This is a genomic window from Flavobacterium sp. FG68 (assembly GCF_057808895.1).
Window position 1 is genome coordinate 19,931 of sequence record NZ_JBMDIY010000006.1, and the last position, 26,089, is coordinate 46,019.

Genomic DNA, 26,089 nt, shown 5'->3' on the forward strand with positions numbered 1-26,089 from the left:
CGTTTATTTTTTTAGGTTCAAAGAGGCAAAGGATCAGAGGTGCAAAGGTTTTTATATTGATATAGAATTTAAAACATAGCCAGCGGTTTCAACCGCTGGAACACAAAGTTTTTTCTCATTTCGACGAAGGAGAAATCTCCACAAGTAGCTCGCCAACGAGAGTCCAATCTTTGTAGAGTTTCTCGCGAAGATTTCTCCTTCGTCGAAATGACAAAAATGAGAAACTTTGCGTCTTAGCGTCTTTGCGAGATTAAAAAAGAACTTTACTTCAATCGTTTTTTTAATTGATAATCATACAGCGACGGGATTTTTTCTATCGGCGTGTTTAAAAATTCAATATAGGGATCGACATCGTATTTGATTTCAAATTTTGTATTTCCATTTACGCCAATAATTCTGGCGAAAGCCCCGTCTTTCATTCCGTATAATAAAACCGGTTTTGACTGATCCGGATTTTCGACTTGTACATTTAAATTCCAAAAAGTACTGAAAGGCCCGTGCGAAGGTTTCCAGTAATCAGCACCGCCGCCGCCAAATAAAAAGTAACTATTATTTTTATCAGCTGTAATATGAACCGTTATATTATCAAACAAATTTTGATGATTTGCACCGGAATGCTGATCTAAAAGCGCATCGGCAAATATTTCACAATCCTGATATACATTTTTAGTAGAAAAAGTATTGAAACTCAACGGATGAACCGCTTTATTGTAGATTTTAAGATTCTTCACCAAAACATTATGAACGCCTCCTAAAGTTACCGTATAATGAGATAAATGCGGTCCATCGGTAATAATATTCTGAACTGTAACATTTGAAATTTCTTCCCCTAAAATACCGCTGTCGGCATTTGTGATTTTTACATCATTCACCCAGCTGTTAAAAAGACGGGTCAGGAAAATAGCATTATTTCCCGGTTCAACGTGATGCGCCACTCTTGGAATATCAGGAAAAGTAAAGCGAAGATGTTCGATTCCTACTTCATCTAAATGTTTCCATTCTACCAATTGCGCCTGATAACTAGGTTTTATCGAAATGGTTAAAGGTGTTTTAATCGTAATTTTTGAATTTGAAATCTTCACAATTTCAACCTGTTGTCTCACAATAGGAAGTTTTGGAAACTGCCAGTGATGCGAACCCGGTTTTACTTTTGCGCCTTGATATAAATCTTTAATGATTTCGCCGTTTTCACCGTCTTTATTGAACAACTCCAATTCGACAATATCACCAACTTTTAGATTTTTTACATCAGAAACATTGATCGTAAATTCGCCCATTTTCCCAGAACTGACTTTCGCCAAAACATTAGAATCCGGTTCGTATTTATCCAAATAAGATTTTACACGTTCACCCGGAATCTGTGTCCAAATGAAACCGCCAGACCACGCATATTGCGAGAAAGGCAAATCGACATTATTTTCAGGTTCGCGTTGTCTTTTGTCAAAAGTGGTAAGATATTCACGAAGTTCCGCCAGAGATTCAGGATCTTTAAGATACATCATTGGTCTTGGGCAGTAAATTTCAGTTCCATTTTCGCCAGAACCTGTACCGCGAAGTAGAAAATTGCTTCTTTCGATATAGACAATTTCACTCAGAATAATTTTGCCTTGAGGTAATTGTAAAATAACATTTCCGTCAACAGCATTGGCTGCTTTTAAAGCCTTCAATAAAGCTTTTGAATCGTCTAAATTATCATTTGCTTTTACGCCAAAATCAACTGCATTAATAATTTTTCCATTTGCCTCAGGAATTTGGCTTTCGCCGAAATGATATCCCGCAAAACTAAAATCAGGAAGATAATCTGTTTTTGAAGTAATAATTTTAGGTATTTCCTGCGCCAATACAGCATTCATAAAAAGGCTGCAGGATATAAGAATGGTTTGGCGAATCATGGTTTTGTGGTTTTTGTGGTTAGTTAGTTTTATTGTGTGGGTTTGCCACGAAGGCACTAAGGCGCAAAGTTTTTTTGTTTTTTCTTTCACGCAGATTTACTCTCATTTTTGTCATCCTGACGAAGGAAGGATCTTCGCAAGCAGCTCCACAAAGATTGACGATTTTCATTGCGGAGCTTCTTGCGAAGATTCCTCGTTCCTCGGAATGACAATTCTACCTTTAAAACTTTGCGTCTCTGCGACTTTGCGAGACTAAAAACATAAAGCTTTAAAAAATCTTCGCGCCTTAGCGCCTTCGTGGCAAACCCATTATATAGATCGCTTAATCCCTAATTCAAGTCCTCGCAATTCTGCCAGACCTCGTAAACGGCCAATTGCAGAATAGCCCGGATTTGTTTTTTTCTTTAAATCATCCAGCATTTGATGTCCATGATCCGGGCGCATTGGCAATTTGGTTTTGTTTCTTTTCTCCACTTCCAAAATTGCTTTTACAACTTCGTACATATCAACATCACCTTCAAGATGGTTTGCTTCGTAGAAACTACCTTCTTCGTCTCTTTGCGTGCTTCTTAAATGAATAAAATTCATTTTATCACCGTGACGTCTCACAATTCCCGGTAAATCATTATCCGCTCTTACGCCGTATGAACCCGTACACATAGTAAATCCGTTTGATTTAGAAGGAGCAGCATTCATTAATTCAATCAAATCTTCCTCTGTACTAACAACTCTTGGTAAACCTAAAATCGGGTAGGGCGGATCGTCTGGATGAATCGCCATCAAAACACCTTTACTTTCGGCAACCGGAATAATCTGTTGTAAAAAGTAGAATAAATTATCTTTTAAAGCTTGTCTGTCAATATGATGGTAACCACTTAATGTAACTAGAAAATCTTCAACAGAATAAGCTTCTTCAGCACCCGGAAGTCCAGCCAGAATATTTTGTTGCAGTTTTGCTTTATCTTCATCCGTCATTGCCTGAAAATAGCTTTTGGCTTTTTGAGTTTGCTCTGCAGAATATTCTTTTTCTGCGCCCGGTCTTTTCAAAATGAATAATTCAAAAGCCGCAAAAGCATTAATGTCAAAACGTAAAGCTTTCGAACCGTCTTCAACTGTATAGGACAAATCAGTTCTTGACCAGTCTAAAACCGGCATGAAATTATAACACACACATTTGATGCCGCATAAAGCCAGATTGCGAATGCTTTCCTTATAATTTTCAATGTATTGAAGATAATTCCCCGTTTGTTTTTTAATGTCTTCGTGTACCGGAATACTTTCTACAACCGACCAAGTCAAACCCGAAGCACCTTTTTTAGGATCTCCGTTTTCGTGTTCAATTTCCACTTTTCGTTTAATAATTTCTTCAATACTCCAAACTTCTCCGTTTGGAATATGGTGTAAAGCCGTTACGATTCCGGTTGCTCCGGTTTGTGCAATATCTTGTAAAGAAACAGGATCATTTGGTCCGAACCATCTTAATGTTTGTTCCATTTGTTATGTGTTTTTGGTTTGTTCTCCTGCAAGGTTTTCAAAACCTTGTAGGTATTATTTTTTATTTATATAGATGTATAATTTAGACCTACAAGGTTTTGAAAACCTTGCAGGACTTGAGAAATCTTAAATGCTAGTTGCGGCAAAACCTCCGTCAACTTTTAAAATTGTTCCCGTAACGAATTTTGACATGTCGCTGCATAAAAATAAAAGTGCACCGTCAATATCTTCCGGAGTTCCAAATCTTCCCATTGGCGTGTGATCGATGATTTTTTCGCCTCTTGGAGTCAATTTTCCTTCTGGAGTTAATAATAAAGCACGGTTTTGTTCTCCAATAAAAAATCCCGGAGAAATGGCATTTACGCGAATTCCCTCGCCATATTTTTGAGCTAATTCAACCGCCATCCATTGTGTAAAATTGTCAATTGCCGCTTTTGAAGCAGAATATCCCACAACTCTAGTTAAAGGTCTTTGTGCCGATGCCGATGAAATATTGATAATGTTTCCTGATTTCTGTTTCGCAAAAAGTTCAGCAAAAACCTGAGTTGGAAGCATAGTACCAATAATATTCAAATCGACAACTTTTTGTAAATCATCGCTTTTCATATCATAAATGGCCTGATCCGGCTGAATTGTTGCGCCCGGCATATTTCCTCCGGCAGCATTAATTAAGATATCAAGACGACCATATTTTTCAACGATAAAGTCTTTTGCTTTTTCTAATTCTTCTTTGCTTAAAACATTCGCCTGAATCGCAAATCCTTGCCCGCCATTCGCTTCTATATCTTTTACAGTTTTGTTTGCTTTTTCAATCGATTGAGAAACAATCCCAACAATTACGCCTTGTTTTGCCAAAACATTTGCAAAGTTGCTTCCTAATACTCCGGCACCGCCTGTTATAAGTGCAATTTTTCCTTTTAGATTAAATATTGAATCCATATTTTGTGTTTAAAATTCAATACTTTAAATTCCAAATTCCAAACCTCTGGAAAGTAAAGTATATTTATATGTGTTTGATTTTATGTTTAAATCTCAATATTTTAAATCCCAAATTCCAATTTTTGAAAAATAATCTTTTAAGTTTTCACTTGGAATTTGGAATTTAAAATTTGGAATTTTTCTCCGTTAGGAGATCCTAACTTTAAATACCAGTTTTTTCAAAAAACCTTCGCCAATCATCGCGGCATGAACATCTTCGGGAAATAAAATCGCAAATTGTTTTTCCTGAAGTTCAAAAAACATATCCGGTTTATCGTGAAAAAAACGAACATCTCTTTCGTCGCTGTAATCACCGTTTGGGCTGACACATTTTTCTCTTGGTTTCCATGCAAAAGTTTCAGGGCCTTGTATTGAAATTTGAATGTCAATGTTTTTATCGTGGCATTCAAAGCCTTTAATACTTTCTTCTCTCGTACTTCCGTCGCCGTGAATTACGATTAGTTTTAAGCCTTCATTAATTTCTATAGTTCCCGCTTCAAGATTGGCAATATCAGTTTGATTTACGTACTCAAAAGCTTTTTGAAAATTAGGATGCAGACTATAATATTTAGCTGCATTATGTAATGAATCTACAATCATTGGGTAAAGTTTTGTTTTGGTTTTTGAAATAATAATATAAAAATTGTTTGCCGTTTTTATATTATGTGTATTTTTACGTGTACGCACACGGTATTTTACAAATGTATGTAAATTGTAATGTAAAACAACTTATTTTTGCTAAAAAAAATAATTTATACCAAAGAGCTTTTATTATTTTAACTAAAAAAGAATCAATATCATAACAATTAAAAAAATTGCCGAATTAGCCAATGTTTCGCCCGGAACTGTTGACAGGATTATACATAATCGCGGTCAGGCTGCACAGGAAACTGTAGATAAAGTCAATGCTATAATTGAAGAATTTGGCTATAAGCGAAATATTCTGGCCAGTAATCTTGCCTTAAATAAGAAGTTTCATTTTGCGGTTTTTCTTCCTAAATATGAAAAATTAGAATATTGGAGAAGTCAGGTTGAAGGTATTGAGAAAGCTGCTTTGGAGTTTAGCAAATTCGGAATTGTGCTGGATTATTTCTTTTACGATTTTAATGCCGCTTCTTTTAAGGAATCTGTCAATAAAGTATTGGAGTTCGATTGCGATGGATTATTATTTGCTCCAATATTTTACGAAGATTCTGTTCAGTTTTTAAACGAATACAAAAAGAAAAATATTCCGGTTGTGATGATCGATTCGAATATTTCAAATGAAGACGATCACGCTTATGTAGGTCAGGATGCTTTTCAGAGCGGTTATCTGGCCGGAAGATTAATCAGTTTTGCGGTAAAAAATGAAAGACATGTTTTGATCTTTAAAATTACCCGTGAAATCGAAAGCACATCGGTTTACTTACAGCGTATTGACGGATTTTATTCTTTCTTTAAAGGAAATGAAGAACTTACGAATTTTAAGTTTTCAGAAGTTACGATTAAAGATTCGGGAATCGACCAAATGAATTTGGAGATGTTTTCAGGAATCAGCAGTATTTTTGTGCCGAATTCAAGGGCTTATATTGTTGCCAGATTTTTGGAACAAAACAATATAAAAGGAATCCGAATTATTGGCTACGATTTATTAAATGAAAATATTGAATACCTAAACAAAGGCGTAATCGATTTTTTAATCAACCAAAGACCCGAAAGTCAGGGCTATATGGGAATCAATTATTTGTATAAAAAGCTGGTTCTTCAGGAAGATGCAGAGCGTACACATTATATTCCGCTGGAAATTATCTTAAAGGAGAATTATTTTCCTGCGAGGCGGTGAGTTTAATAGCCCGCGGGTTTTACGGATTAAACGGATTGACGCAGGTTTAATTAAAAAAATAATCTGTGTGTAAACAAATAGTATTTCAAACATAGCCCGCGGTTTCAACCGTGGGACTCAATGCATAATCACAATACGTTTCCCACGGTTTCAACCGTGGGCTATATTTAAGTTAGAAATTATCTTATAGTAGAATTATTTTCCTGTGATAAAATAAAAAATAAGGATTAAAGACAAGCTTGTCATTTCGAGGAACGAGAAATCTCCGTAAGTAACTCCGTAAAGAAAGTCGTCAATCTTTGTAGAGCTACTTGCGGAGATTTCTCCTTCCTCGAAATGACAAAAATGAGTATAAATCTTAGTGCCTTCGTGGCAAAACTATTTCTTAACCTCCACAATCAAAGGATTATTTACTTTTTCAGCGAAAGAAGTCAAATAGGTTTCCCATTCTTGTTTGGTTTGAAACGGACTTCCTTTTTTCCATCCAAAACCAACATAATAAATTGCTTTGTTGTTTTTAACCGAGATATCTCCGTAAAGGTTGCTCAAATCTTTTTCATCGGTAACATGATTATCAAAACTCGTTAAAGTACCTTTTGGAGCGACTAAACCTAAACCAATTTCAGAATCGTCGATTGGTTCCCAGTAACTCAGCCAGCCATTTTTTAAATTCGTTCCAATAGTTCCTTTTTTCTCATGAAGCGTTATTCCGGCAGAAATGGTTTTAGTTCCTGTAATATTGATTTCGAAACGCGAAAACTGACTTCCGTAATCTAAACTGATTAATTTTGATTCTGTTATTTTATTTCCTTTTGCATCCCAATCGGCGTAGGTTAAAATGAAACTCGTTCTGATTGGCCCGGTTGTAATTGTTTTCCAGCTTACGAAATTCTTAGAAAAATAATATTTACCATCTACTTTTACAGCAATTCCACCAATTCCGCGGCTGTCGCCCACGTGAAAATTATCCAGACCTTCTCCAGTATCTTTGTGATATGTTCCCGTTCCGTTAGTTGCTTTTTCGTACCATTTATTGATAATAGGATAATCGACTTTTTTTAGCCAAGCGTCAATTCCGCTGGTTAAAGTTCCGCCTGGAATTTTGTCCTCGACCATTTTTTGGGCTACAGGTCCGTAAGTTCTAAACGCCACTTTATTGTTTTCCCACGCATAATCATCTGTTCGTTCCGGAACAAATCTTGAATAACAACTCACAATTTTTGAAGCCGAAGGATTTGTTCCAACAAAAACCTCAAAATCTTGTTTTGACGAAGCTTTTACTTTAGGTTGAAACAAAAGTACATCCGCAGTTCCGTCACCGTCATTGTCTACGGTTTGGGTTTCTAAAAAGGAATTATTACTGATGTCTTTTACAGCATAATTTTCAAGTTTAGAATCTGCAGCTAATCCGAGTGATTTTTTTGTGAGTTCAACGGTTTCAAATTCTCGATCAACTTTCAGATTATTGCTGACCGTTATGATTTTATTTTGAGCCTGAATGGTAAAACTTCCAGCCAGAATTGCGGTGAATAAAAAATGTTTTTTCAAAATATAATAGTTTTAATTTTTTGCTTTTTTTATTTCATAAAAATACAAATCTAAACGGCACTCTGAATACATAAAAGGAGTAATAATGTACAAATCGTTGATATTGAATTTTATATATGTATTTTTTTTCTACTTTTAAGAGATCAATTTAAATATTCTAAAACCATGAAAAATAGATATTTATCGATTATGATCTTCCTTTTGATTTTTACGAATTTAGAAGGACAAACTATTAAAAATACAGAGCAGTTAAAAGAGAAACTAAAAGCAATAAACAGCCAGATAACAGATTCTTTTTTACATAATGATAGTAATGTTATAATACAATATTATGATGATGCAGCGCCAGTTTGTATGCCCGAATATCATAAAGCATTATATACAAAAGAAGATATAAAATCCTATTATGAGCAATGGCTTTCTAACTTTAAAATAAATGCTTATAAACGAGATATTTTTGAAGTTCAGCTGATTGATAATTATGGAATTGAAATTGGAACTTTCAATATTGATGCAGTAAACGATAAAGGCAGTGCGCTGGTTTATGACGGAAAATATATGAATGTATGGAAAATAGGAAAAGACGGAAAACTTACTTTGGTATCAGAAATTTGGGGAGCAAACAAAGCAATTGACGGAACTAATTTTGCTTCCATAAAAACAAAAGAAAGTGATACGCCAAAACCTGCTGTAAAAAAGTCTTTAGAAGATGAAGTTAATAAACGTAATCAGCGTATTGCAGAACTCGTAACAAAAAGGGAAGGCGAGAAACATGCGGTTGAATTCTTTACAAAAGATGCTATTTACCTAACATACGATACGCCAATGTTTATTGGATTTGAAAATATTAAACAGTATTTCGTTGAACACGAAAAACCAAATGGAGTTTCAATTGATTCGATATCCATTAAAGCAAGCAGAATTATTCCCATAAAGAATTTTGTTATCGAGTACGGTTATTATTATGTCGATGTTTCGTGGGACAATAAAAAGGGAAGGGCAATTGTAACCGGAAAAAGCATTAATCTTTGGAAAAGGGATGAAAACGGAATCCTAATGCTTTACCGTCAAATGGTTAACCATAATTAATCTCTGATATTCCAAAAAGTATAACGATATTTATAGACTAGATTTTTGAAAAAATAAATAACAGCCTCATGAAGAAACAAAGCGCCGGCATATTACTGTATAAATTTGTAGACAAAACAATCTTTTTCTTTTTGGTGCATCCGGGCGGACCGCTTTGGAAAAACAAAGATTTAGAAAGCTGGTCGATTCCAAAAGGGGAGTTCACAGATGATGAAGATCCGCTTGACGCTGCTATACGCGAGTTTAAGGAAGAAACAAGTTTTGAGGTCGATGGCGATTTTATTAAACTGGAATACGTAAAACTAAAATCGGGTAAAATTGTTCATGCGTGGGCGGTTGAATTTGACGTGGATGAAACTTTAATAAATAGCAACGATTTTGAAATGGAATGGCCGCCGAAATCCGGAAAATTAGAAAGTTTTCCCGAAGTAGACAGAGGCGAATGGTTTCAAACTGCCGAAGCTTTAAAGAAAATAAATCCAGCACAAGCCGATTTTATAATTCAAATGGTTTCTAAAATTTCGGCTACGTTATAAATCAAAGTAGTTTTTGAATTAATTTTTGTAATTTCCATTTTGTCATCTGATGAATTTATCAGATTAATTAAAAGTTTAAAATTAGATATGGAAGTTAAAGGTATTATTTTCGATTGTGATGGAGTTTTAGTCGATACAGAAAAAATTGGTAACGGAATTTTGCTCGAAATGGCAGCAGAACATGGTTTTGAAATGGAACTTGAAGATGCTTATCGCAATTTTAACGGCCGAAATTTAAAAGACTGTTTCCGACATATTGAAGAAGCCATTGATCAAAAACTTCCTGAATCTTTCGAGTCAGATTACCGCCAGAAAAGTTTTGAGGCTTTTAAAACGCAGGTGAAACCAATGGAAGGTGTAGTTTCGTTTATCGAAAAATTAAAGATTCCGTATTGCGTGGCCTCGAGCGGACCAGTTGATAAAATCAGATTGAATCTTGAAGTAGCTGGATTATTGGATAAATTCGAAAACAAGATATTCAGTTCCTATCAAATCAGCAGTTGGAAACCAGATCCGAGAATCTTTTTATTTGCCGCCAAAGAAATGGGTTTTAATGTAAAAGAATGTGTTGTTTTAGAAGATAGTAAAGCGGGTGTAAAAGCGGGTGTAAGCGGCGGCTTTAAAGTTTATGGTTTTGCTAATGGATATAACAATGATGATTTAGAGGAAGAAGGAGCGGTACTTTTTCATAGTTATGAAGAGTTGAGTGAGATGTTGGGAGTTTAGATTTTAGATTTTAGAATTCAGATTTTAGATTTATGCTTTGGGTTTAGTCACAGGAGGGGGCTTCGACTTCGCTCAGCCTGACATGACTGGAGCATGAGATTAAGTTATTTAAGTTGTCAGCCTGAGCGAAGTCGAAGGCACACAAAGTATATCGACAAAGATTGGTCTTTGAGAGGAACGAAGCAATCTCACGTGCTAAATCAATTACTGATCTTTGTTAGTGTGGTTGCTTCGTTCCTCGCAATGACAAGATTGTGTTTGGAATTTGGAATTTGAAGATTTGGAATTTAAAATTTAATCTTACAATTACTAATTTGTTTGATTAAATTGTAATTTGTTGCATTAAAATAAATTTTTATATATTTGAATTTCGACATTCTCTATTTTGATTTGATAATAATGAATAATTGTTATTGATACATTTAAAAAATGAATGTTTTTTGCCTGGAAAATGGCTTTCCCCAAGAGTCAATTTCCTAAAATGTGATTCCCAAAAATCACACAATAACCTACAGACAGAAACAAAATGACGAAATGTATAATTAGAATTTTAGTTTTATCGATAATACTCGTTCCTCCAATTGTAAAGGCGCAGATTAAAAAAATTGGAGTTCCATTTATAACCAATTATAATCCGAAAACGTATAAAGCCGCTTCAGAAAACTGGGATGTTTTACAGGATTCTAAGGGAATGATGTTTTTTGCCAATCACTTCGGGATCATGCAGTTTGACGGTGTTCGCTGGAGCATTGTAACGCAGCCCGAAAACAAGAGTATGGTTCGTTCGCTCGCCATCGACAAAAAAGACAAAATGTATGTTGGCGCTCAGGGCGATTTTGGTTACGTCATTCAATTGCCAAACGGGCAGTACCAATACACCTCTTTAGTAAAATTACTTCCGGAATCGGCGCGAAATTTTGGTGACGTGGTGCATACCGTTATCCGAAATAATGAAGTGATTTTTTTCTCTTATGAAGAAATTTTCATCTACAAGAATAATAAAATCAAGGTTGTAAAGTCTAAAGTGAAATTTGATGATTTCTTTGAAGTCAATAAGGAAATCTATGTTTTGGATAATGCAAAAGGTTTACTGCAGTTAAAAAATAATGCATTAACGGCGATTACAAACAGTGATCAATTTGCCGGAATGAAGATTCGAAAAATCTTTCAAACTAAAAATGGACTTTTGTTACTTTCACAAAAAAACGGACTTTTTACTTTTAAAGATAATCAGCTAAAGCCATTTGTAACAGAAGCCGATAATGTTTTAAAGCAAAATCAAATTTCTACAGGGATTCAGCTTTCGGATGGATATTTCGGAATTGGAACCCGACAATCGGGGTTGATAGTCATAGATGGTTCGGGACGTTTGATTCAGCATATCAACAAACAAATGGGTTTGCAAAATGATTATGTAACCAATTTAAAGGTTGATAAAGAAGGTAATTTATGGGTTACGCTTAAAGAAGGAATTTCGCTGATTCAGATTTCTTCGCCTTTATCCAGAGTTTTAGATACTTCAAATTCAGAAACCAAAATATACTGCAGTCAGATTTATCAGGACAAATTGTATATCGCTACAGACAACGGTTTGTTTTGGATGGATTGGCTTTCTTATAAAAACGGAAAACATGAAAATGCAAACTTTCAACACGTTTCTGGAATGTCTGAAAATGTTTGGAATATTGGTGTTTTTGGAAATTCGCTTTTAGCTTTTGAAAAAAACGGAATCTTTGAGGTTTCCGGTAATTCGGCAAAATTATTGGCAAAAACAGATGGAGCTTGGAAAGGAATATTAGTTCCTAATCATCCTGATTTATTGATCGTGGGCGGTTATAACGGAATGTATCTTCTCAAAAAAATGAATAATACGTGGGTTTATCAAAATAAAATAAAAGGTTTTGAAGAAAGCAGCCGCGTTATCGAAACCGATAAAAACGGCGATTTCTGGATTGCTCACGGTTACAAAGGAATTTATAAAATTCAGTTTAATAAAACATTCGATGCGGTTTCAAAAGTGGAATTTTACAATCAAAAGAATGGTTTCCCGTCGAGTTTGTTTCTGAATACTTTTAAAATTGACAATCAGATTCTTTTTGGAACAACAAAAGGAGTTTACAAACAAGATTCGCATTCGAAGAAAATGATTCCAGAACCTGTTTTTAGGAAATATCTTGGAATGGAAAATCATATTCGTTTATTAAAATCGGATAATCAGGATAATATCTGGTATGTTTCTGGAGAAAACACCGGAAAAATAACTAAAAGAGCCAATGGAAGTTTTGAGGTTGAAGAACTGCCTTTTAGAAAACTTCGTTATTTATACGTTCCGGGTTTTGAGAATATTCAAACCACAACGACGGGTGATGTATTTTTTGGTACGCAGGATGGTTTAATTCATTATAATACCATTAAAAACAAGCAGTATCAAACAAAATATAAAGCCGTAATTTCAGAGGTTAAATGTATTTTTCCGAAAGATAGTCTGTTATTTTCAAGCCGATTTGATGTGCTTCCAAATAAAACAAAAGAGGCGTGTGAAGAAATTTCAAATGTTTTATCGCATTCCCACAATGCACTTCATTTTTCTTTTTCATCACTTTTTTATGATGAAGCCGATGCCACAAAATACGAATACTGGCTGGAAGGTTTTGAACCAAAATGGTCAGAATACAGCCTTCAGACAGAAAAAGAATATACGAACTTACCTGAAAACGAATATGTTTTTCATGTAAGGGCAAAAAACATTTATGATGTGGTAAGCGAAGAAGCGGTTTTTCGTTTTGAAGTTTTACCGCCTTGGTACAGAACAATCTGGGCTTATATTTTGTATCTAATACTTTATAGTGTTGTGATCTATTTTATTATTAGATATCAAAAATCTCTGGCAGAACGCGATCGCCAGCAATTAATCCTGAATCAGGAAAAAGAATTGCTTCGCAGCCGAGCAGAACTTAATGAACAGAGATTGACCTTGGAACAAGAAAATATGGCCATTGTTCGCGAAAACCTTCAAACTACGATAAATCTTAAAAATGCTAAAGTTGCTTCGAATACCGTGAACCTTATTCATTTAAATGAAATCCTGCTTTCTATAAAAGAATTGATAGGGCAGATGGATAAGAAAAATGATCCGAATGTGAACTTTAGTTTATTGACTAAAATAAACAAATTGATCGATCACGAATTGCAGGGAGATAAACATTGGAACGAATTTGAGGAAATCTTCAATCAATTGCATGATAATTTTATGCAGAGGATGAAAACAACTTATCCGGAATTGACTCCGCGCGATATGCGATTGTGTGCGTATTTGCGAATGAACTTTAATACCAAAGAAATTGCTCCGCTTTTAGGAATTTCTGTTCGTGGAGTTGAAGATACCCGATACAGAATTCGAAAAAAATTGCAGCTTCCGTCTGATGCAAATATCACAGAATTCATTCTAAATTTCTAGATGGTTATTTAAACACATAGGGACATAGTTTTAATTTGTCTATAAAAAAGGCGTTTCACTAGTTTAAACAAACATAGCTATGTGTAAAAGTGAGCTTTAAATTTCTAGACGATTATTTAAACACATAGGAACATAGTTTTGCTTTGTCCATAAAAAAGGCGTTTCACTAGTTTAAACAAACATAGCTGTGTGAAAAAGAAGTAAGTAAATTACTGGACGATTATTTAAACACATAGGAACATAGTTTTGCTTTGTCTATAAAAAAGGCGTTTCACTAATATAAACAAACATAGCTATGTGTGAAAGCGAGCTTTTTTTATAATCTCAAATAAGAAACAAGAAGAAAATCCATGTTTCTATGTGTTTAAAATTTTTCACGCCTTTAAAATCTCTAGCAGCTTTTACGATTAAGAGTAACTTCCAAAAACGGGATTTCATCTCGTAAGTAATATCCTAAGTAGTTTTACGCTTTTTTTCTGCATTTTTTTTAAATCACCGTAGTCAAACCGTACTCAAAAATGTAAGTGTAGCCTGATTTATTTGTTAATATTGTCGGATTATTATTAGAATAAGAACCCATTTTTGCAAAATAGGTTTTTGTCGAGGTAATAAACTTTACTAACAAAAAACTAAAAAAAATGAATCAAAATGACTCTTTTTTCGGCCGACCACCGAAAGACAATTTCTATTATTTTAAACGATTTTTGGCTGCAACGATATTTGTGTTGCTGCCAATTTTGAATGTCCAGGCACAATGTAAAACATTGGTTTGGTCTGATGAATTTAACGGTACTACTGTCGACCTAACCAAGTGGCAGAGTATTTCAGGAAACGGTTGTCCGGCACTTTGCGGATTCGGAAATGCTGAGGCTCAGCGTTACGATCCAAATCAGGCTACAATTGTAAAAGAAGGAGCAAACAGTTATTTGAACATTCAGGCAAAATACGAGCCGAATGGCGCATTTCCTGATCAGCCTTACGCTTCTTCAAAATTAACTACAGAAGGAAAGTATTCCCTTAAATACGGAAGAGTTGAAGCCCGCATGAAGTTATCAAACGGACAAGGTGCATGGCCTGCGTTCTGGATGCTTCCGGTAGGTGGAAACTGGCCGTATACAGGTGAAATTGATATCATGGAAGCCAAACACAGAAACCCACAATCTGTAGACGGAACAATTCATTATGATGGAAACGGATATCATTTTACGGGAAGAAGTTATAGTTCTCCAACGGATTTATCTACAGACTTTCACGTGTATGCGGTAGAATGGGGACCAAATTTTATTAAATGGTATGTTGATGATGTTTTATTTCACACCGCAACTCCAAATACTACTGTAAACGGCGGATGGCCTTTTAACGATAATCAGTTTTATATCATTTTAAATCTGGCTGTTGGTAGTGCAGGAACGCCTTATACAAGTGTAAATGGGGCAGGAGTGGCACCAGTTCCGGCTGATTTTCCGGCAAAATTGCAGATAGATTATGTTCGTGTTTATGACGGAAGTTATAAATATGGCGTTGCCGGAGATGCAAAAGTGTATCAAAATGAAACGGGTAAAACGTATTCTATAAATGCTATTACCGGTGCAACTTATAATTGGACAGTTCCTGCGGGAGCAACAATTACTGCCGGACAGGGAACAAATGCCGTAACTGTAAATTGGGGAACTGCAGGCGGAGATGTTTCGGTAACAGCAACAACTTCGGGCTGTACGGCAAATACATATAAACTGGCTGTAGCGACAGAACCTGCCATTCCTGTAGAGAAAATTCAGGAAGATTTTCAAACGAACAGAAATGTTGTTTACGGAAACAAAACGGGAGTTTTAACAGAAGCCGTAGCAAATCCTTCTGCAACCGGAATTAATACTTCGGCTTTGGTTGGAAGATATGTTCGTAACTCATCTGAATTGTACGATGTTTTCAATATCAAAAATGTAGTAATCAGCAATGCAAATGATTATGTATACGGAAGAAAAAGAATTTCTTTTGATTTGTATACTTCGGCTCCGGTTGGAACTAAAGTTTCATTGCAGTTAGAAAATAGCAATGTCACCACAGCGACAAATTATCCGTTAGGAAGACACAGCGGTTACAAAGCGACTACAACAGTTCAAAACAAATGGGAAACGATTGAGTTTGAATTCGAAAAAATTATCGATGCAAATACAAGTGCTTTGACCATCAATAATGTGGCTTTACTTTTTGAATCGAATTCAAATTCTGGAGCAACATATTATTTTGATAATCTGTTGACAAGAGCTACACCAGAAAAACCAATTGTTGCCACAGACGTATTGCAGAATTACGACGGCATCAACAAAATTATAAAAGGAACTACAACAGGAACGTATTCTGTAGTAGCAAATCCGGGTTCAAACGCTGTGAATTCGTCTGCAAATGTGGCGAGATACGTTAGAAATGTTACAGAACAATACGATGTACTTTTCTTTAATACACAAAGTACGATCGAAGATGCTGGTTTATTAAAAAATCAGACGAATAAAATCATGATTGATGTATATACTTCGGCACCAATTGGTACGGTTGTAAGTTTGAATTTAGAAAACAGCGCAACATCGCTTCCTGCTAATTACCCAACAGGAAGAAACAGTAATTATGTTGCGATTACTACGAAACAAAACCAATGGGAAACTCTGACTTTTTATTTCAATTCAAGTCCTGATGCCGGAACTTCAAATTTGGCAGTAAACCAAATGGTTTTATTGTTTAACTCAGGTTCTTTTACAAGCGATACCTATTATTTTGATAATATCAGAATTGGAGCTACCAAACTTCCGGATACATTTACGCCAGGAGTTGTTTATGAAGATTATCAAACGGTTCACAATATTACATTTAGAGACGCTATCGGAACTTATACAGCAAACGTAGCAAACCCGAGTGCGACAGGAATTAATACATCTTCAAATGTTGGAAGATATGTTCGTAAGTCAACAGAATTATATGATAACTTCTCATTCAATACGACTTTAACCAATATTGGAGATTTCAAAGCGGGAACTAAAAAATTCGCTATGGATGTTTATACATCTGCTCCGGTTGGATCTGTTATTTCATGGCAGGCAGAAAGCAGTGCTTCGGTTCCGTCAAATTATCCGGTAGGAAGACACAGTATTTATCAGGGAGTTGTAAAACAAACTAATACTTGGCATACCGTAACTTTTACGTATGTAAGTACGCCAGACGCTTCGACTTTAGACAGCGAAGTAAACCGTTTTGTTTTCTTGTATGAACCGGGAACAAATTCTGGAAACACGTATTATTTTGACAATTTAAGAGCTTTAAATTTAGTTTCGACAGAAACTCCAGTTGGATTACCTGCACCGTGGGTTAGTACAGATTTAGGTGCGGTAACACCAGCGGGAGAAGCCACACATTCAAGCGGAACTTTCACTATAAAAGGTTCGGGAACTGATATTTGGGAAACCAGCGATCAATTTCAATTTGTAAATCAATCTATTACTGGTGATGCTGAAATTATTGCCAAAGTAAATTCGTTAACGAATACCAATACATATGCAAAAGCGGGAGTAATGTTTAGAGAAACGCTTACAGCAACTTCCAAACATGCTATGACAGATGTTACACCGGCTGCAGGCGTTGAATTTTTATCAAGAAATGCTACTTCGGGAGTAACGGTTGCAGATGTTGCCGCGGGAACAGCTCCAAAATGGGTTCGTGTGGTACGTACAGGAAATGTATTTACTTCTTACACATCTGATAACGGTACAACGTGGACACAACTTGGAACTCCAAAAACAATTACGATGGCAAATACCATTTATGTTGGAATGGCGGTTACTTCTCACGCAAACGGAACTTTAGGAACGGGAGTTTTCAGCGATGTTATTGTTAGAAATATTACAGCAAATCCGAATGTAAATTTAGCTTTGTCAAAAACGGCAACGGCTTCTACAGAAGAAAATGCAACATTGTCAGCCAGTAAAGCTACAGACGGAGACGGAACGGTTTCAAGATGGGCAAGTTCTTTTGCAAATGCTACCGAATGGATTTATGTTGATTTAGGAAGTAACTACAACCTGAATCGTGTAGTATTGAAATGGGAAGCAGCTTTTGCAACGCAATACAAAGTACAGCTTTCTACAGATAATATTTTTACCGAAAACGAAACTATCAACACACAAACTGCCAGCGATGGAGGAACGGATGATTTAACCGTAAGTGGAACAGGAAGATACCTGCGTATTTTATGTACAACAAAAGCTTTGGCTCCTTACGGATATTCATTATATGAAATCGAAGCGTATGGATCAGCTTCGGCGGCTAAAAAAGCGAATGTTATAGTTGAAGAAAGTGCTCCGGAAAGTGTTGTTTTTGCCATCTATCCAAATCCGGCGAGTAACTATATTCAAGTTGCCATTCCTGAAAATTTAGATAACAAAATCATCACGATTTATGACAATTCAGGAACATTGGTTCTTCAGAATAAACCGGAGAAAGAAGCGAGTGAAAGCGTAATTGATTTGAGCAGACTAACAAAAGGAATTTATATTTTGAATTTCAAATCAGATCAAAAAAGCTGGACAAAAAAGCTAATTAAGAAATAATTAAAAATCCGTTGGGTGTAGTTTGTTTTAAAATAAACCCTCTCATTCAATTGTAAGCTGGAATTAAATTTAAATGGATAGCACCAAATAATTGCACCTGACGGATGATTAAAAAGTCATGATTTAAAATGACTTCAGTTTAGAATCTATTTACATAAACCCACAATTATTTAGATATGAAAAAAAATAAACTTCAAAGATTTTCACTACTGACAGCACTGTTTTTGGTGTTTTCAAATTTTATGTTCGGGCAGGGAGCCATTCCTTTTACGATTAGCAATACTTCTACATTTAATGACAATGAATTGTATGTAGCCATTGTTGGTATCGATTATACTACCGGAAACCATGTTTGGGTAAATGCCAAAACAAGTCAGGTTTTACCAATGAGTTCTTCTTATAATACCGTTACGGGACCAACAATTGGCGGAAATACCGGACCGGGACAAAATTCAAAATACGCAGCTTGTTTTACCAAGCTGAGTGAAATTCCAAACAAAACTTTTACGCTGCCTTTAATTGCAGGCTGCAGGGTTTTTATTTCTAAAGGTTCGCAGTTGTATTTTTACTTTTTTGGTGCCAATGGAGCTCCTTCGGGATATACATCGCCAAATCCGCTGAATGCAACAGATCCAAATCAGGGAATTTTATATGAAATAATCGAATTGACTAACAATCAATATGGTTTCTTCGGAAATCCTTCAAGAGTAGATTCATATAAATATCCAATGGGACTGGAATTATTTGGCGCAAACGGATATCAAAAGAAAGTTGGTGAATTAAAAAAACACGCTGATATTGTTGCTGCTTTTAAAGCCAATGTTCCATCAGAATTTCAAGGTTGTGTAAACAATACAACAGGTGAAATTACAGCTCCGTCAAAAACACCTGCTTTCGCAGATGGAACAGGAGGAACGACAGTTGGGCCGCAAGCCAATTATTTAAAATCGTATATCGATGCGATCTGGAATAAATATAAAAATGAAGATTTAATCTTTTATGCCGGAGACGCCGGAGTTTTTAAAGGAAGAGTTATTGGCGAACAGCTTGAAATGGTAGGACAATCTGGAGGATTTGTTGGCCGTACAGGAAGAGTTCAATACAGACCAAGTACTCAGGAAGCACTTGAAGGAAAAGGTGTTTTGGACAGAAGATTGGTTGACGGAGATTTAGATCTTGTGATTCAGGCACAATTAACAGCAGCTATTAACAGACACGTTGTAAATACTACAACAGCAAATCCGGGACAGCAAAACTGGTACGATGCTTCAAAATTTTATCAGGTAAACCCAACAAATCATTATTCTAAATTCTGGCATTTACCGGGAATCAGCATTGATAATTTAGCGTATGGATTTGCTTATGATGATGTTGCAGATCAGTCACCATCGTTGCATTCGACACAGCCAACAAAAGTAATTGCCGTTTTTGGAGGTTACGCAGGAACGGTTCCTTCTGTTCCGGCTTCGACAGATGTTATTACAGTTTATAAAGATTGTAACTACACAGGTTTCTCTGGCGGATTAACAATTGGAGATTATAATTTAGCTCGTTTAAATACTTTAGGCGTATTAAATGATGATATTTCTTCATTAAAAATCACGCAGGGTTATCAGGCGATTTTATACCAAGATGATAATTTTACAGGAGCTTCAACGGTAATTAATTCTGATAATTCTTGTTTAAACGCAACCTGGAACGATAAAGTAACTTCTATCAGAATCCTTGCAAACGGAACTACAACTTTAGGAAACCAAACTTTCTTTTTACAAAACAGAAACAGCGGTTTGTATATGGATGTTTGGAATGCAAGTTTATCTAACGGAGCAGGAATTAATCAAGGTGCGTTGAATTCTGGAAATAATCAGAAATTCACCTTTACACATTTAGGTGACGGATTGTACAAAATTATTGCCAACCACAGCAGCCAGTCTTTAGACATCAATAATTTTAATAAAGCAAACGGTGCACGTTTAGAGCAATATCCATACAATGCAACAACAAATCAGCAGTTTGTATTGGTTTCTACAGGCGATGGTTTCTATAAAATTGTAGCAAGACACAGTGGTAGAATTGTTGAGGTTGCAGGAGCAAGTACAGCTTCTGGAGCAATTATACAACAATGGGATAATAACAACCAAACTTGCGGACAATGGAAATTAGTTCCTGCTACAAGTTCGCAGACTTCAGTTTTAATTCAGGCCGAAGATTACTCAGCAATGAGCGGAATTCAGGTTGAAGCAACGACAGATACAGGCGGAGGATCAAATGTTGGTTACACAGAAACTGGTGATTGGTTAGCGTATAACAGCATTAATTTCCCAACAACAGGTTCTTATTTAATTGAATACAGAGTGGCAAGTGCTGTTACTGGCGGAAGATTATCATCTGATTTAAACGGAGGAACCATTGTTTTAGGAAATGTTGATATTCCAAATACAGGAGGATGGCAAAACTGGCAGACGGTTTCGCAAACGGTAAATGTAAATGCAGGAACGTACAATTTCGGAATTTATATTCAAAATACAGGAATGAACATCAACTGGATTAAAATTACTAAAGTTGGTGCGGGCGCAGCGGCTAAAACGGCTTCGGTACAACCAGCAGAAGAACCGGTAGAAATTGCTTTAAATGTTTATCCAAGTCCGGTTGAAAATACATTGTATGTAACCACAGATCTTTCTGGCGGAAGCGTAAAAATAGTCGATTCACAAACGGGGTCTACTGTAGCATCTCAAAAAATCAATAACAACAGTTTTGATGTTTCGCATTTGAAACAAGGAATCTATTTTATTGTTTTTGAAAAAGAGGGCAAACAGACGATCAAACGTTTCATAAAAAAATAGTTTTAAAAACGATTTTAGGCTTTAGATTTTAGATAACAATTAGGGAGCGTTAGTTAGTTTGACCCAATTAGATTGCACAGCGATCAAATCTAAAATCTGAAGTTTGAAATCTAAAATTTTTCATTTCCCCCAATATTTACAAATTTTTATTAATCTATTAAACAATTTATTATGAAAAACAATTACCGAAGAATGCTGCAGAAATGCATTATTATTTTAGTGTTGGGTGTTTTTAACTTAGCTGCGGCCCAGCAGAAAAAAGTAATCGCTTATGTCCCGAACTGGGTAGATTTAAATGCTTTAGCAGGAACAATCCAGTACAGTAAATTAACGCACATTAATATTGCGTTTGAAAATCCTGATGCAAACGGATATTTAAGTTTTAATTCTGGAAATAATGCCATTATTAATACTGCACATGCTCAAAACGTTAAAGTTTTTGTTTCTCTTGGAGGAGGTGCTATTTCTGAAGGCGGTGCCATTCGCGACAATTATTTTAATTTAATTACGCCGGGAAACCGTACCGCTTTTATTCAAAAACTGTACGACTATGTGGTCGCTCACAATTTTGACGGAATCGACGTAGATTTAGAAGGTCCGGCAATTAACGGCGATTACGGCGGATTTGTTATTGCCTTGGCGAATAAACTGCATGCCAATGGAAAATTGATTTCGTCAGCACTTTCAGAAGGATATGGTGGTGCAAATGTACCTGCATCTACTTTTGCGGCTTATGACTGGATTAATATCATGGCATACGATGCAACTGGGCCATGGCAGCCAGGAAATCCGGGACAGCATTCTCCATACAGTATGGCTGTAAACCAATTTAATTACTGGACAGGAAGAGGATTACCTGCAAGTAAAGCTATTATTGGATTACCATTTTACGGATATGGCTTTGGAGCATCTGCAAATCAGGGAATTTCTTATGCTAATATCGTAGCTCAATATCCGGGAGCAGAAAATTTAGATCAGGTTGGAAATACAATTTACTATAACGGAATTCCAACAATTAAAGCAAAAACAACTTTTGCGATTCAAAACGCAGGCGGAGTTATGATTTGGGAATTATCTCAGGATGCAACAGGCTCTAAATCATTATTGACTGCCATCAATCAGGTTATTACAGGAAGTAATCCTCCTGGAACAGGAACTTTAATACAAGCCGAAAGTTATAATACAATGAGCGGTGTTCAAACAGAAGCTACAACAGATACAGGGGGAGGTTTAAATGTAGGTTATGCTGATACAGGAGACTGGATGGCATATTACAATATTAACTTTCCAACATCTGGTAATTATGTTATTGAATACAGAGTTGCAAGTGCTGTTAACGGAGCAAGATTATCATCTGATTTAAATGCAGGAACAATTCAGCTTGGTGCCGTTAATGTACCAAATACTGGAGGATGGCAAAACTGGCAGACTATTACGCAAACTGTAAACGTAAATGCTGGAACATATAATTTCGGAATCTATATTCAAGCTTCAGGAGTAAATTTAAACTGGTTTAGAATCACGAAATCAGCTTCTGGTTTAGCGGCTAAATCTGCTGCACCTGCTGCAGAAACTTCTGCTGATATTGCAAGCGTTACTATTTATCCAAACCCAACAGAAGATACACTTTTCTTTAGTTCAGAAGTTTCCGGAGCAAATGTAAGTGTTATCAATTCTGAAGGCGGCGCTACAGTTTCTTCACAAACAGTAAACAACAACAGCATTAATGTTGCTGGTTTGAAAAAAGGAATTTACCTGATTTCATTGGAAAAAGATGGAATCAAAACGGTAAGACGTTTTATTAAAAAATAAGTTTTACATAAAGCACTTTTCTTCTTTGTTTCGGTAGAGAAGATTAGTGCTTTTGTTTATAGAGTGTTTTTTAAACACATAGAAACATAGATTTTTTCTTCTGAAATAAAGGAAATTCAAAAAACTAGTTTTTACACATAGCTAAACGCAAAACACTATGATTGTTTATGCGAGTGAAACGTCTTTATCCATAATGAACTATGTCTCTATGTGTTAAAAAAAACGCTCCATTTAAATTGTAACCCCCCTTTAACCCCAATTATATGAAAAATAATTACAGATTTCGGTTAAGTTTACTCTTGATAATTTCCTTTGGATATTTTGCCACGGCGCAGACTTCTTTAGGTTCGAGCAAAACATTCTTGAATAAAATAAAAAATGGATTAGTTTCTTCAACAACTGCAAAAGGTCCTGAAAAAACAATTCTGCTTCAGGCAGCGGATTCTAAAAGCTTTAACGGAAAAATAAACTATAAAGAATCAGACGCATCAAGTGAATTTTTAATTGGAGAAATTAAAAATATTGCAGAATCTTCTTTTTATATTAAAGTTAAAGATCAATCTCTTGAAGGTCATATTATTTTAAAGAAAACCAGAGAAGCCTACAAATATTACTCTGATGCACAAGGAAATGCTTTTGTTTCTAAAGTAGATATTAATACTTTGGTTTGTATTGATTATAAAAATCTTCCATCAAAAGCAGCAAATAAAACAACAGCGGCGGCAGAAATTGCTCCGGCATTGCTAAACCTTCAAAGTTTACCGGGTGCAGCAGGCTGCGTTTTATTAGATTTTGATGGTTATTATATGCCTGCAGGAAATCTTTGGAACAATGGTAATGCTATAAACGCTGCAGCTTCAGGAATGAGCGATGCAGCAGTTCAGCAGCATTGGGAAGTAGTTTCAGAAGATTACAGACCTTTTAATTTAAACGTAACCACAAGCGAAGCTGTTTTTAATTCTTACCCAAGAAACAGAAGAATGCGTGTTGTAGTAACGCCAACAAATACGGCAGCTCCGGGCGCGGGAGGTGTGGCTTACATTGGTTCTTTTAACTGGGATAATGATGTACCTTGCTGGGTATTTATTACTTCCGGAAAATCGGGTGGTGATGCTTCTTCTCACGAAATTGGACATACTTTTGATTTGGGTCACGACGGACGTACCAATCCTGCCGAAGATTATTTCGTAGGTTTAGACGGAACTTCGTGGGCTCCAATTATGGGTGCTGGATATTACAGACCAGTTGTACAATGGAGTAAAGGTGAATATAATTTTGCTAATAATTTACAAGATGATGTAGCGACAATTGCAGGTTCTAAATTTGGAGTTGGATATCGGGGAGACGATTATGGAGATAATACCGCTTCTGCAGCCACTTTAGATTATAATGCAAGTGGAGCAATCAATCAAAAAAATGGAATTATTTCAAGTGCAGCTGATTATGATTTCTTCACATTTACAACTGGCGGCGGAAATGTTTCTATAAATGCAAACACTGTTTCAAGAGACGGAAATCTGCATCTTTTACTAAGATTATACAATTCTGCCGGAACAGAAATGGGAACGTATTGGAATTCTGATCCGTTTGCTTTAAATGCTTCAATGAATGTAAATCTTCCGGCTGGTAAATATTTTGTCGGCGTTGATGGAAACGGAGCAGGAAATGCCGGAAGTGGTGGATATTCGGCTTACGGTTCTATCGGAAGTTATTCGGTTACAGGAACAATTCCACCGGGAGGAAATATTAGTCCATCTACAGATGTAATTACCGTTTATAAAGATTGTAACTACACAGGTTTCTCAGGCGGATTAACGATTGGTGATTATAATTTGGCACGTTTAAATTCTTTAGGAGTTTTAAATGATGATATTTCTTCACTTAGAATTACACAGGGATTTCAGGCGATTTTGTACCAAGATGATAATTTTACCGGAGCTTCAACTGTAATTAATTCTGATAATTCGTGTTTAAACACAACCTGGAATGATAAAGTAAGTTCGATTCGAATTCTGGCAAACGGAGTTACAACTTTAGGGAATCAAACTTTCTTTCTTCAAAACAGAAACAGCAACCTAAATATGGATGTTTGGAATGCTAGTTTAACAAACGGAGCAGGTATCAAACAAGGAACTGCAAATACTGGAAACAATCAAAAATTTACGTTTACACATTTAGGTGACGGTTTATACAAAATTATTGCAAATCACAGCGGACAATCATTAGACGTAAATGGTTTTAATACAGCAAATGGAGTGAGTGTAGAGCAATATCCGTACAACGGAACTACAAACCAACAATTTGTGTTAGTTTCTACAGGTGACGGCTTTTATAAAATTGTAGCCAGACACAGCGGAAGAATCGTTGAGGTTGCCGGAGCAAGTACTGCAAATGGTGCTAATGTTCAGCAATGGGACAACAACAACCAAACTTGCGGGCAATGGAAATTAATTGCAACAACAACTTCTCAGACTTCTAGTTTAATTCAGGCCGAAGATTACTCAGCAATGAGCGGCATTCAGGTTGAAGCTACAACTGATACTGGCGGAGGTTCAAACGTAGGTTATACCGAAACAGGAGACTGGCTTGCGTATAACAATATTAATTTCCCAACAACGGGTTCTTATTTAATTGAATACAGAGTAGCAAGTGCCGTTACTGGCGGCAGATTATCATCTGATTTAAACGGAGGTACTATTCTTTTAGGAAATGTTGATATTCCAAATACAGGAGGCTGGCAAAACTGGCAGACAGTTACACAAACCGTAAACGTAAATGCCGGAACATATAATTTCGGAATCTACATTCAAAATACGGGAATGAACATCAACTGGATCAGAATAACGAAAGTTGGAGCAGGAGCACCGACTGCATCAAAAGATATAGATGAAAAAGTTGAAGAGGTTGTATTTAATGTTTATCCAAATCCGGTTTCAGAAACACTTTTCTTTACAAAAGATGTTTCGGGAGAAAATGTTAAAGTAATAGATTCTCAAGGTTCTGTAGTTTCATCACAAAAAAGCAATGATAATAGTTTGAATGTTTCGCATTTAAGACAAGGAATTTATTTTGTTGTTTTTGAAAAAGATGGACAAAAAACAATAAAACGTTTTATAAAGAAATAATCCATTTCGCCATAATGGTTTTATATACATTAAATTTTAGGTTTTAATGTAAAGGCTGTCAGTAATGACAGCCTTTTTTTATGATTAAAATTACTGCAAAGCACGCAAATATTTACGCAAAGTTCGCTAAGAATTTTATAAACATTCTGAGGAAGCTAACACAAGTTCG

14 protein-coding genes are annotated in these 26,089 nt (G+C 35.8%); 9 read left to right on the top strand and 5 right to left on the bottom strand.

Annotated features, from left to right (window positions below):
- Positions 1-263: 263 nt before the first annotated feature.
- From ACODSB_RS05570 to ACODSB_RS05585, 4 genes are all read right to left on the bottom strand, one after another.
- Entirely contained in the window at positions 264-1,892 is a 1,629-nt protein-coding gene (locus tag ACODSB_RS05570) for a hypothetical protein (RefSeq protein ID WP_488936297.1), read from the bottom strand.
- 309 nt (positions 1,893-2,201) lie between these two features.
- Complete coding sequence (gene uxuA / locus ACODSB_RS05575; RefSeq protein ID WP_488936298.1) at positions 2,202-3,386, bottom strand: mannonate dehydratase; 1,185 nt, start codon at positions 3,384-3,386, stop codon at positions 2,202-2,204.
- A gap of 126 nt (positions 3,387-3,512) precedes the next feature.
- Positions 3,513-4,325 carry an SDR family oxidoreductase gene (locus tag ACODSB_RS05580; RefSeq protein WP_488936299.1) on the bottom strand — a complete coding sequence of 271 codons (813 nt, stop codon included), beginning with the start codon at positions 4,323-4,325 and terminating at the stop codon, positions 3,513-3,515.
- Positions 4,326-4,511: 186 nt separating this feature from the next.
- A complete protein-coding gene (locus ACODSB_RS05585) occupies positions 4,512-4,964 on the bottom strand; it encodes a NanQ anomerase/TabA/YiaL family protein (RefSeq protein ID WP_291148473.1) in 453 nt (150 codons plus the stop codon).
- Positions 4,965-5,178: 214 nt separating this feature from the next.
- Here ACODSB_RS05585 and ACODSB_RS05590 point away from each other — a divergent pair, with 214 nt between their 5' ends.
- Positions 5,179-6,186, top strand: a complete 1,008-nt coding sequence (locus tag ACODSB_RS05590; RefSeq protein ID WP_488936385.1) for a LacI family DNA-binding transcriptional regulator — start codon at positions 5,179-5,181, stop codon at positions 6,184-6,186.
- Between the two features lie 378 nt (positions 6,187-6,564).
- Here the strand turns inward: ACODSB_RS05590 and ACODSB_RS05595 are convergent, their stop codons facing one another.
- Positions 6,565-7,734, bottom strand: coding sequence for a BT3233 family polysaccharide utilization protein (locus ACODSB_RS05595; protein ID WP_488936300.1), 1,170 nt, complete (start codon positions 7,732-7,734; stop codon positions 6,565-6,567).
- A gap of 165 nt (positions 7,735-7,899) precedes the next feature.
- Here ACODSB_RS05595 and ACODSB_RS05600 point away from each other — a divergent pair, with 165 nt between their 5' ends.
- From ACODSB_RS05600 to ACODSB_RS05635, 8 genes are all read left to right on the top strand, one after another.
- Positions 7,900-8,823, top strand: a complete 924-nt coding sequence (locus tag ACODSB_RS05600) for a YybH family protein (protein ID WP_488936301.1) — start codon at positions 7,900-7,902, stop codon at positions 8,821-8,823.
- 68 nt (positions 8,824-8,891) lie between these two features.
- Positions 8,892-9,359 (top strand): NUDIX hydrolase, encoded by a 468-nt coding sequence (locus tag ACODSB_RS05605; RefSeq protein WP_488936302.1) that lies wholly within the window; start codon positions 8,892-8,894, stop codon positions 9,357-9,359.
- Positions 9,360-9,446: 87 nt separating this feature from the next.
- Positions 9,447-10,085 carry an HAD family hydrolase gene (locus ACODSB_RS05610; RefSeq protein WP_488936303.1) on the top strand — a complete coding sequence of 213 codons (639 nt, stop codon included), beginning with the start codon at positions 9,447-9,449 and terminating at the stop codon, positions 10,083-10,085.
- 526 nt (positions 10,086-10,611) lie between these two features.
- Positions 10,612-13,542 carry a triple tyrosine motif-containing protein gene (locus ACODSB_RS05615; RefSeq protein WP_488936304.1) on the top strand — a complete coding sequence of 977 codons (2,931 nt, stop codon included), beginning with the start codon at positions 10,612-10,614 and terminating at the stop codon, positions 13,540-13,542.
- A 638-nt stretch (positions 13,543-14,180) separates the two neighbouring features.
- Entirely contained in the window at positions 14,181-18,137 is a 3,957-nt protein-coding gene (locus ACODSB_RS05620) for a family 16 glycosylhydrolase (RefSeq protein WP_488936305.1), read from the top strand.
- Positions 18,138-18,313: 176 nt separating this feature from the next.
- Positions 18,314-20,983, top strand: a complete 2,670-nt coding sequence (locus ACODSB_RS05625) for a beta-1,3-glucanase family protein (RefSeq protein WP_488936306.1) — start codon at positions 18,314-18,316, stop codon at positions 20,981-20,983.
- Between the two features lie 171 nt (positions 20,984-21,154).
- Positions 21,155-22,795, top strand: a complete 1,641-nt coding sequence (locus tag ACODSB_RS05630; RefSeq protein ID WP_488936307.1) for a glycosyl hydrolase family 18 protein — start codon at positions 21,155-21,157, stop codon at positions 22,793-22,795.
- 263 nt (positions 22,796-23,058) lie between these two features.
- Positions 23,059-25,920, top strand: coding sequence for an RICIN domain-containing protein (locus ACODSB_RS05635; RefSeq protein WP_488936308.1), 2,862 nt, complete (start codon positions 23,059-23,061; stop codon positions 25,918-25,920).
- Positions 25,921-26,089 lie beyond the last annotated feature (169 nt).

Bases quoted from the DNA above. Each gene is read 5' to 3' on its own strand.
- ACODSB_RS05570 (WP_488936297.1), bottom strand. From the start codon at position 1,892: ATGATTCGCCAAACCATTCTTATATCCTGCAGCCTTTTTATGAATGCT.
- uxuA (WP_488936298.1), bottom strand. From the start codon at position 3,386: ATGGAACAAACATTAAGATGGTTCGGACCAAATGATCCTGTTTCTTTA.
- ACODSB_RS05580 (WP_488936299.1), bottom strand. From the start codon at position 4,325: ATGGATTCAATATTTAATCTAAAAGGAAAAATTGCACTTATAACAGGC.
- ACODSB_RS05585 (WP_291148473.1), bottom strand. From the start codon at position 4,964: ATGATTGTAGATTCATTACATAATGCAGCTAAATATTATAGTCTGCAT.
- ACODSB_RS05600 (WP_488936301.1), top strand. From the start codon at position 7,900: ATGAAAAATAGATATTTATCGATTATGATCTTCCTTTTGATTTTTACG.
- ACODSB_RS05605 (WP_488936302.1), top strand. From the start codon at position 8,892: ATGAAGAAACAAAGCGCCGGCATATTACTGTATAAATTTGTAGACAAA.
- ACODSB_RS05610 (WP_488936303.1), top strand. From the start codon at position 9,447: ATGGAAGTTAAAGGTATTATTTTCGATTGTGATGGAGTTTTAGTCGAT.
- ACODSB_RS05615 (WP_488936304.1), top strand. From the start codon at position 10,612: ATGACGAAATGTATAATTAGAATTTTAGTTTTATCGATAATACTCGTT.
- ACODSB_RS05620 (WP_488936305.1), top strand. From the start codon at position 14,181: ATGAATCAAAATGACTCTTTTTTCGGCCGACCACCGAAAGACAATTTC.
- ACODSB_RS05625 (WP_488936306.1), top strand. From the start codon at position 18,314: ATGAAAAAAAATAAACTTCAAAGATTTTCACTACTGACAGCACTGTTT.
- ACODSB_RS05630 (WP_488936307.1), top strand. From the start codon at position 21,155: ATGAAAAACAATTACCGAAGAATGCTGCAGAAATGCATTATTATTTTA.
- ACODSB_RS05635 (WP_488936308.1), top strand. From the start codon at position 23,059: ATGAAAAATAATTACAGATTTCGGTTAAGTTTACTCTTGATAATTTCC.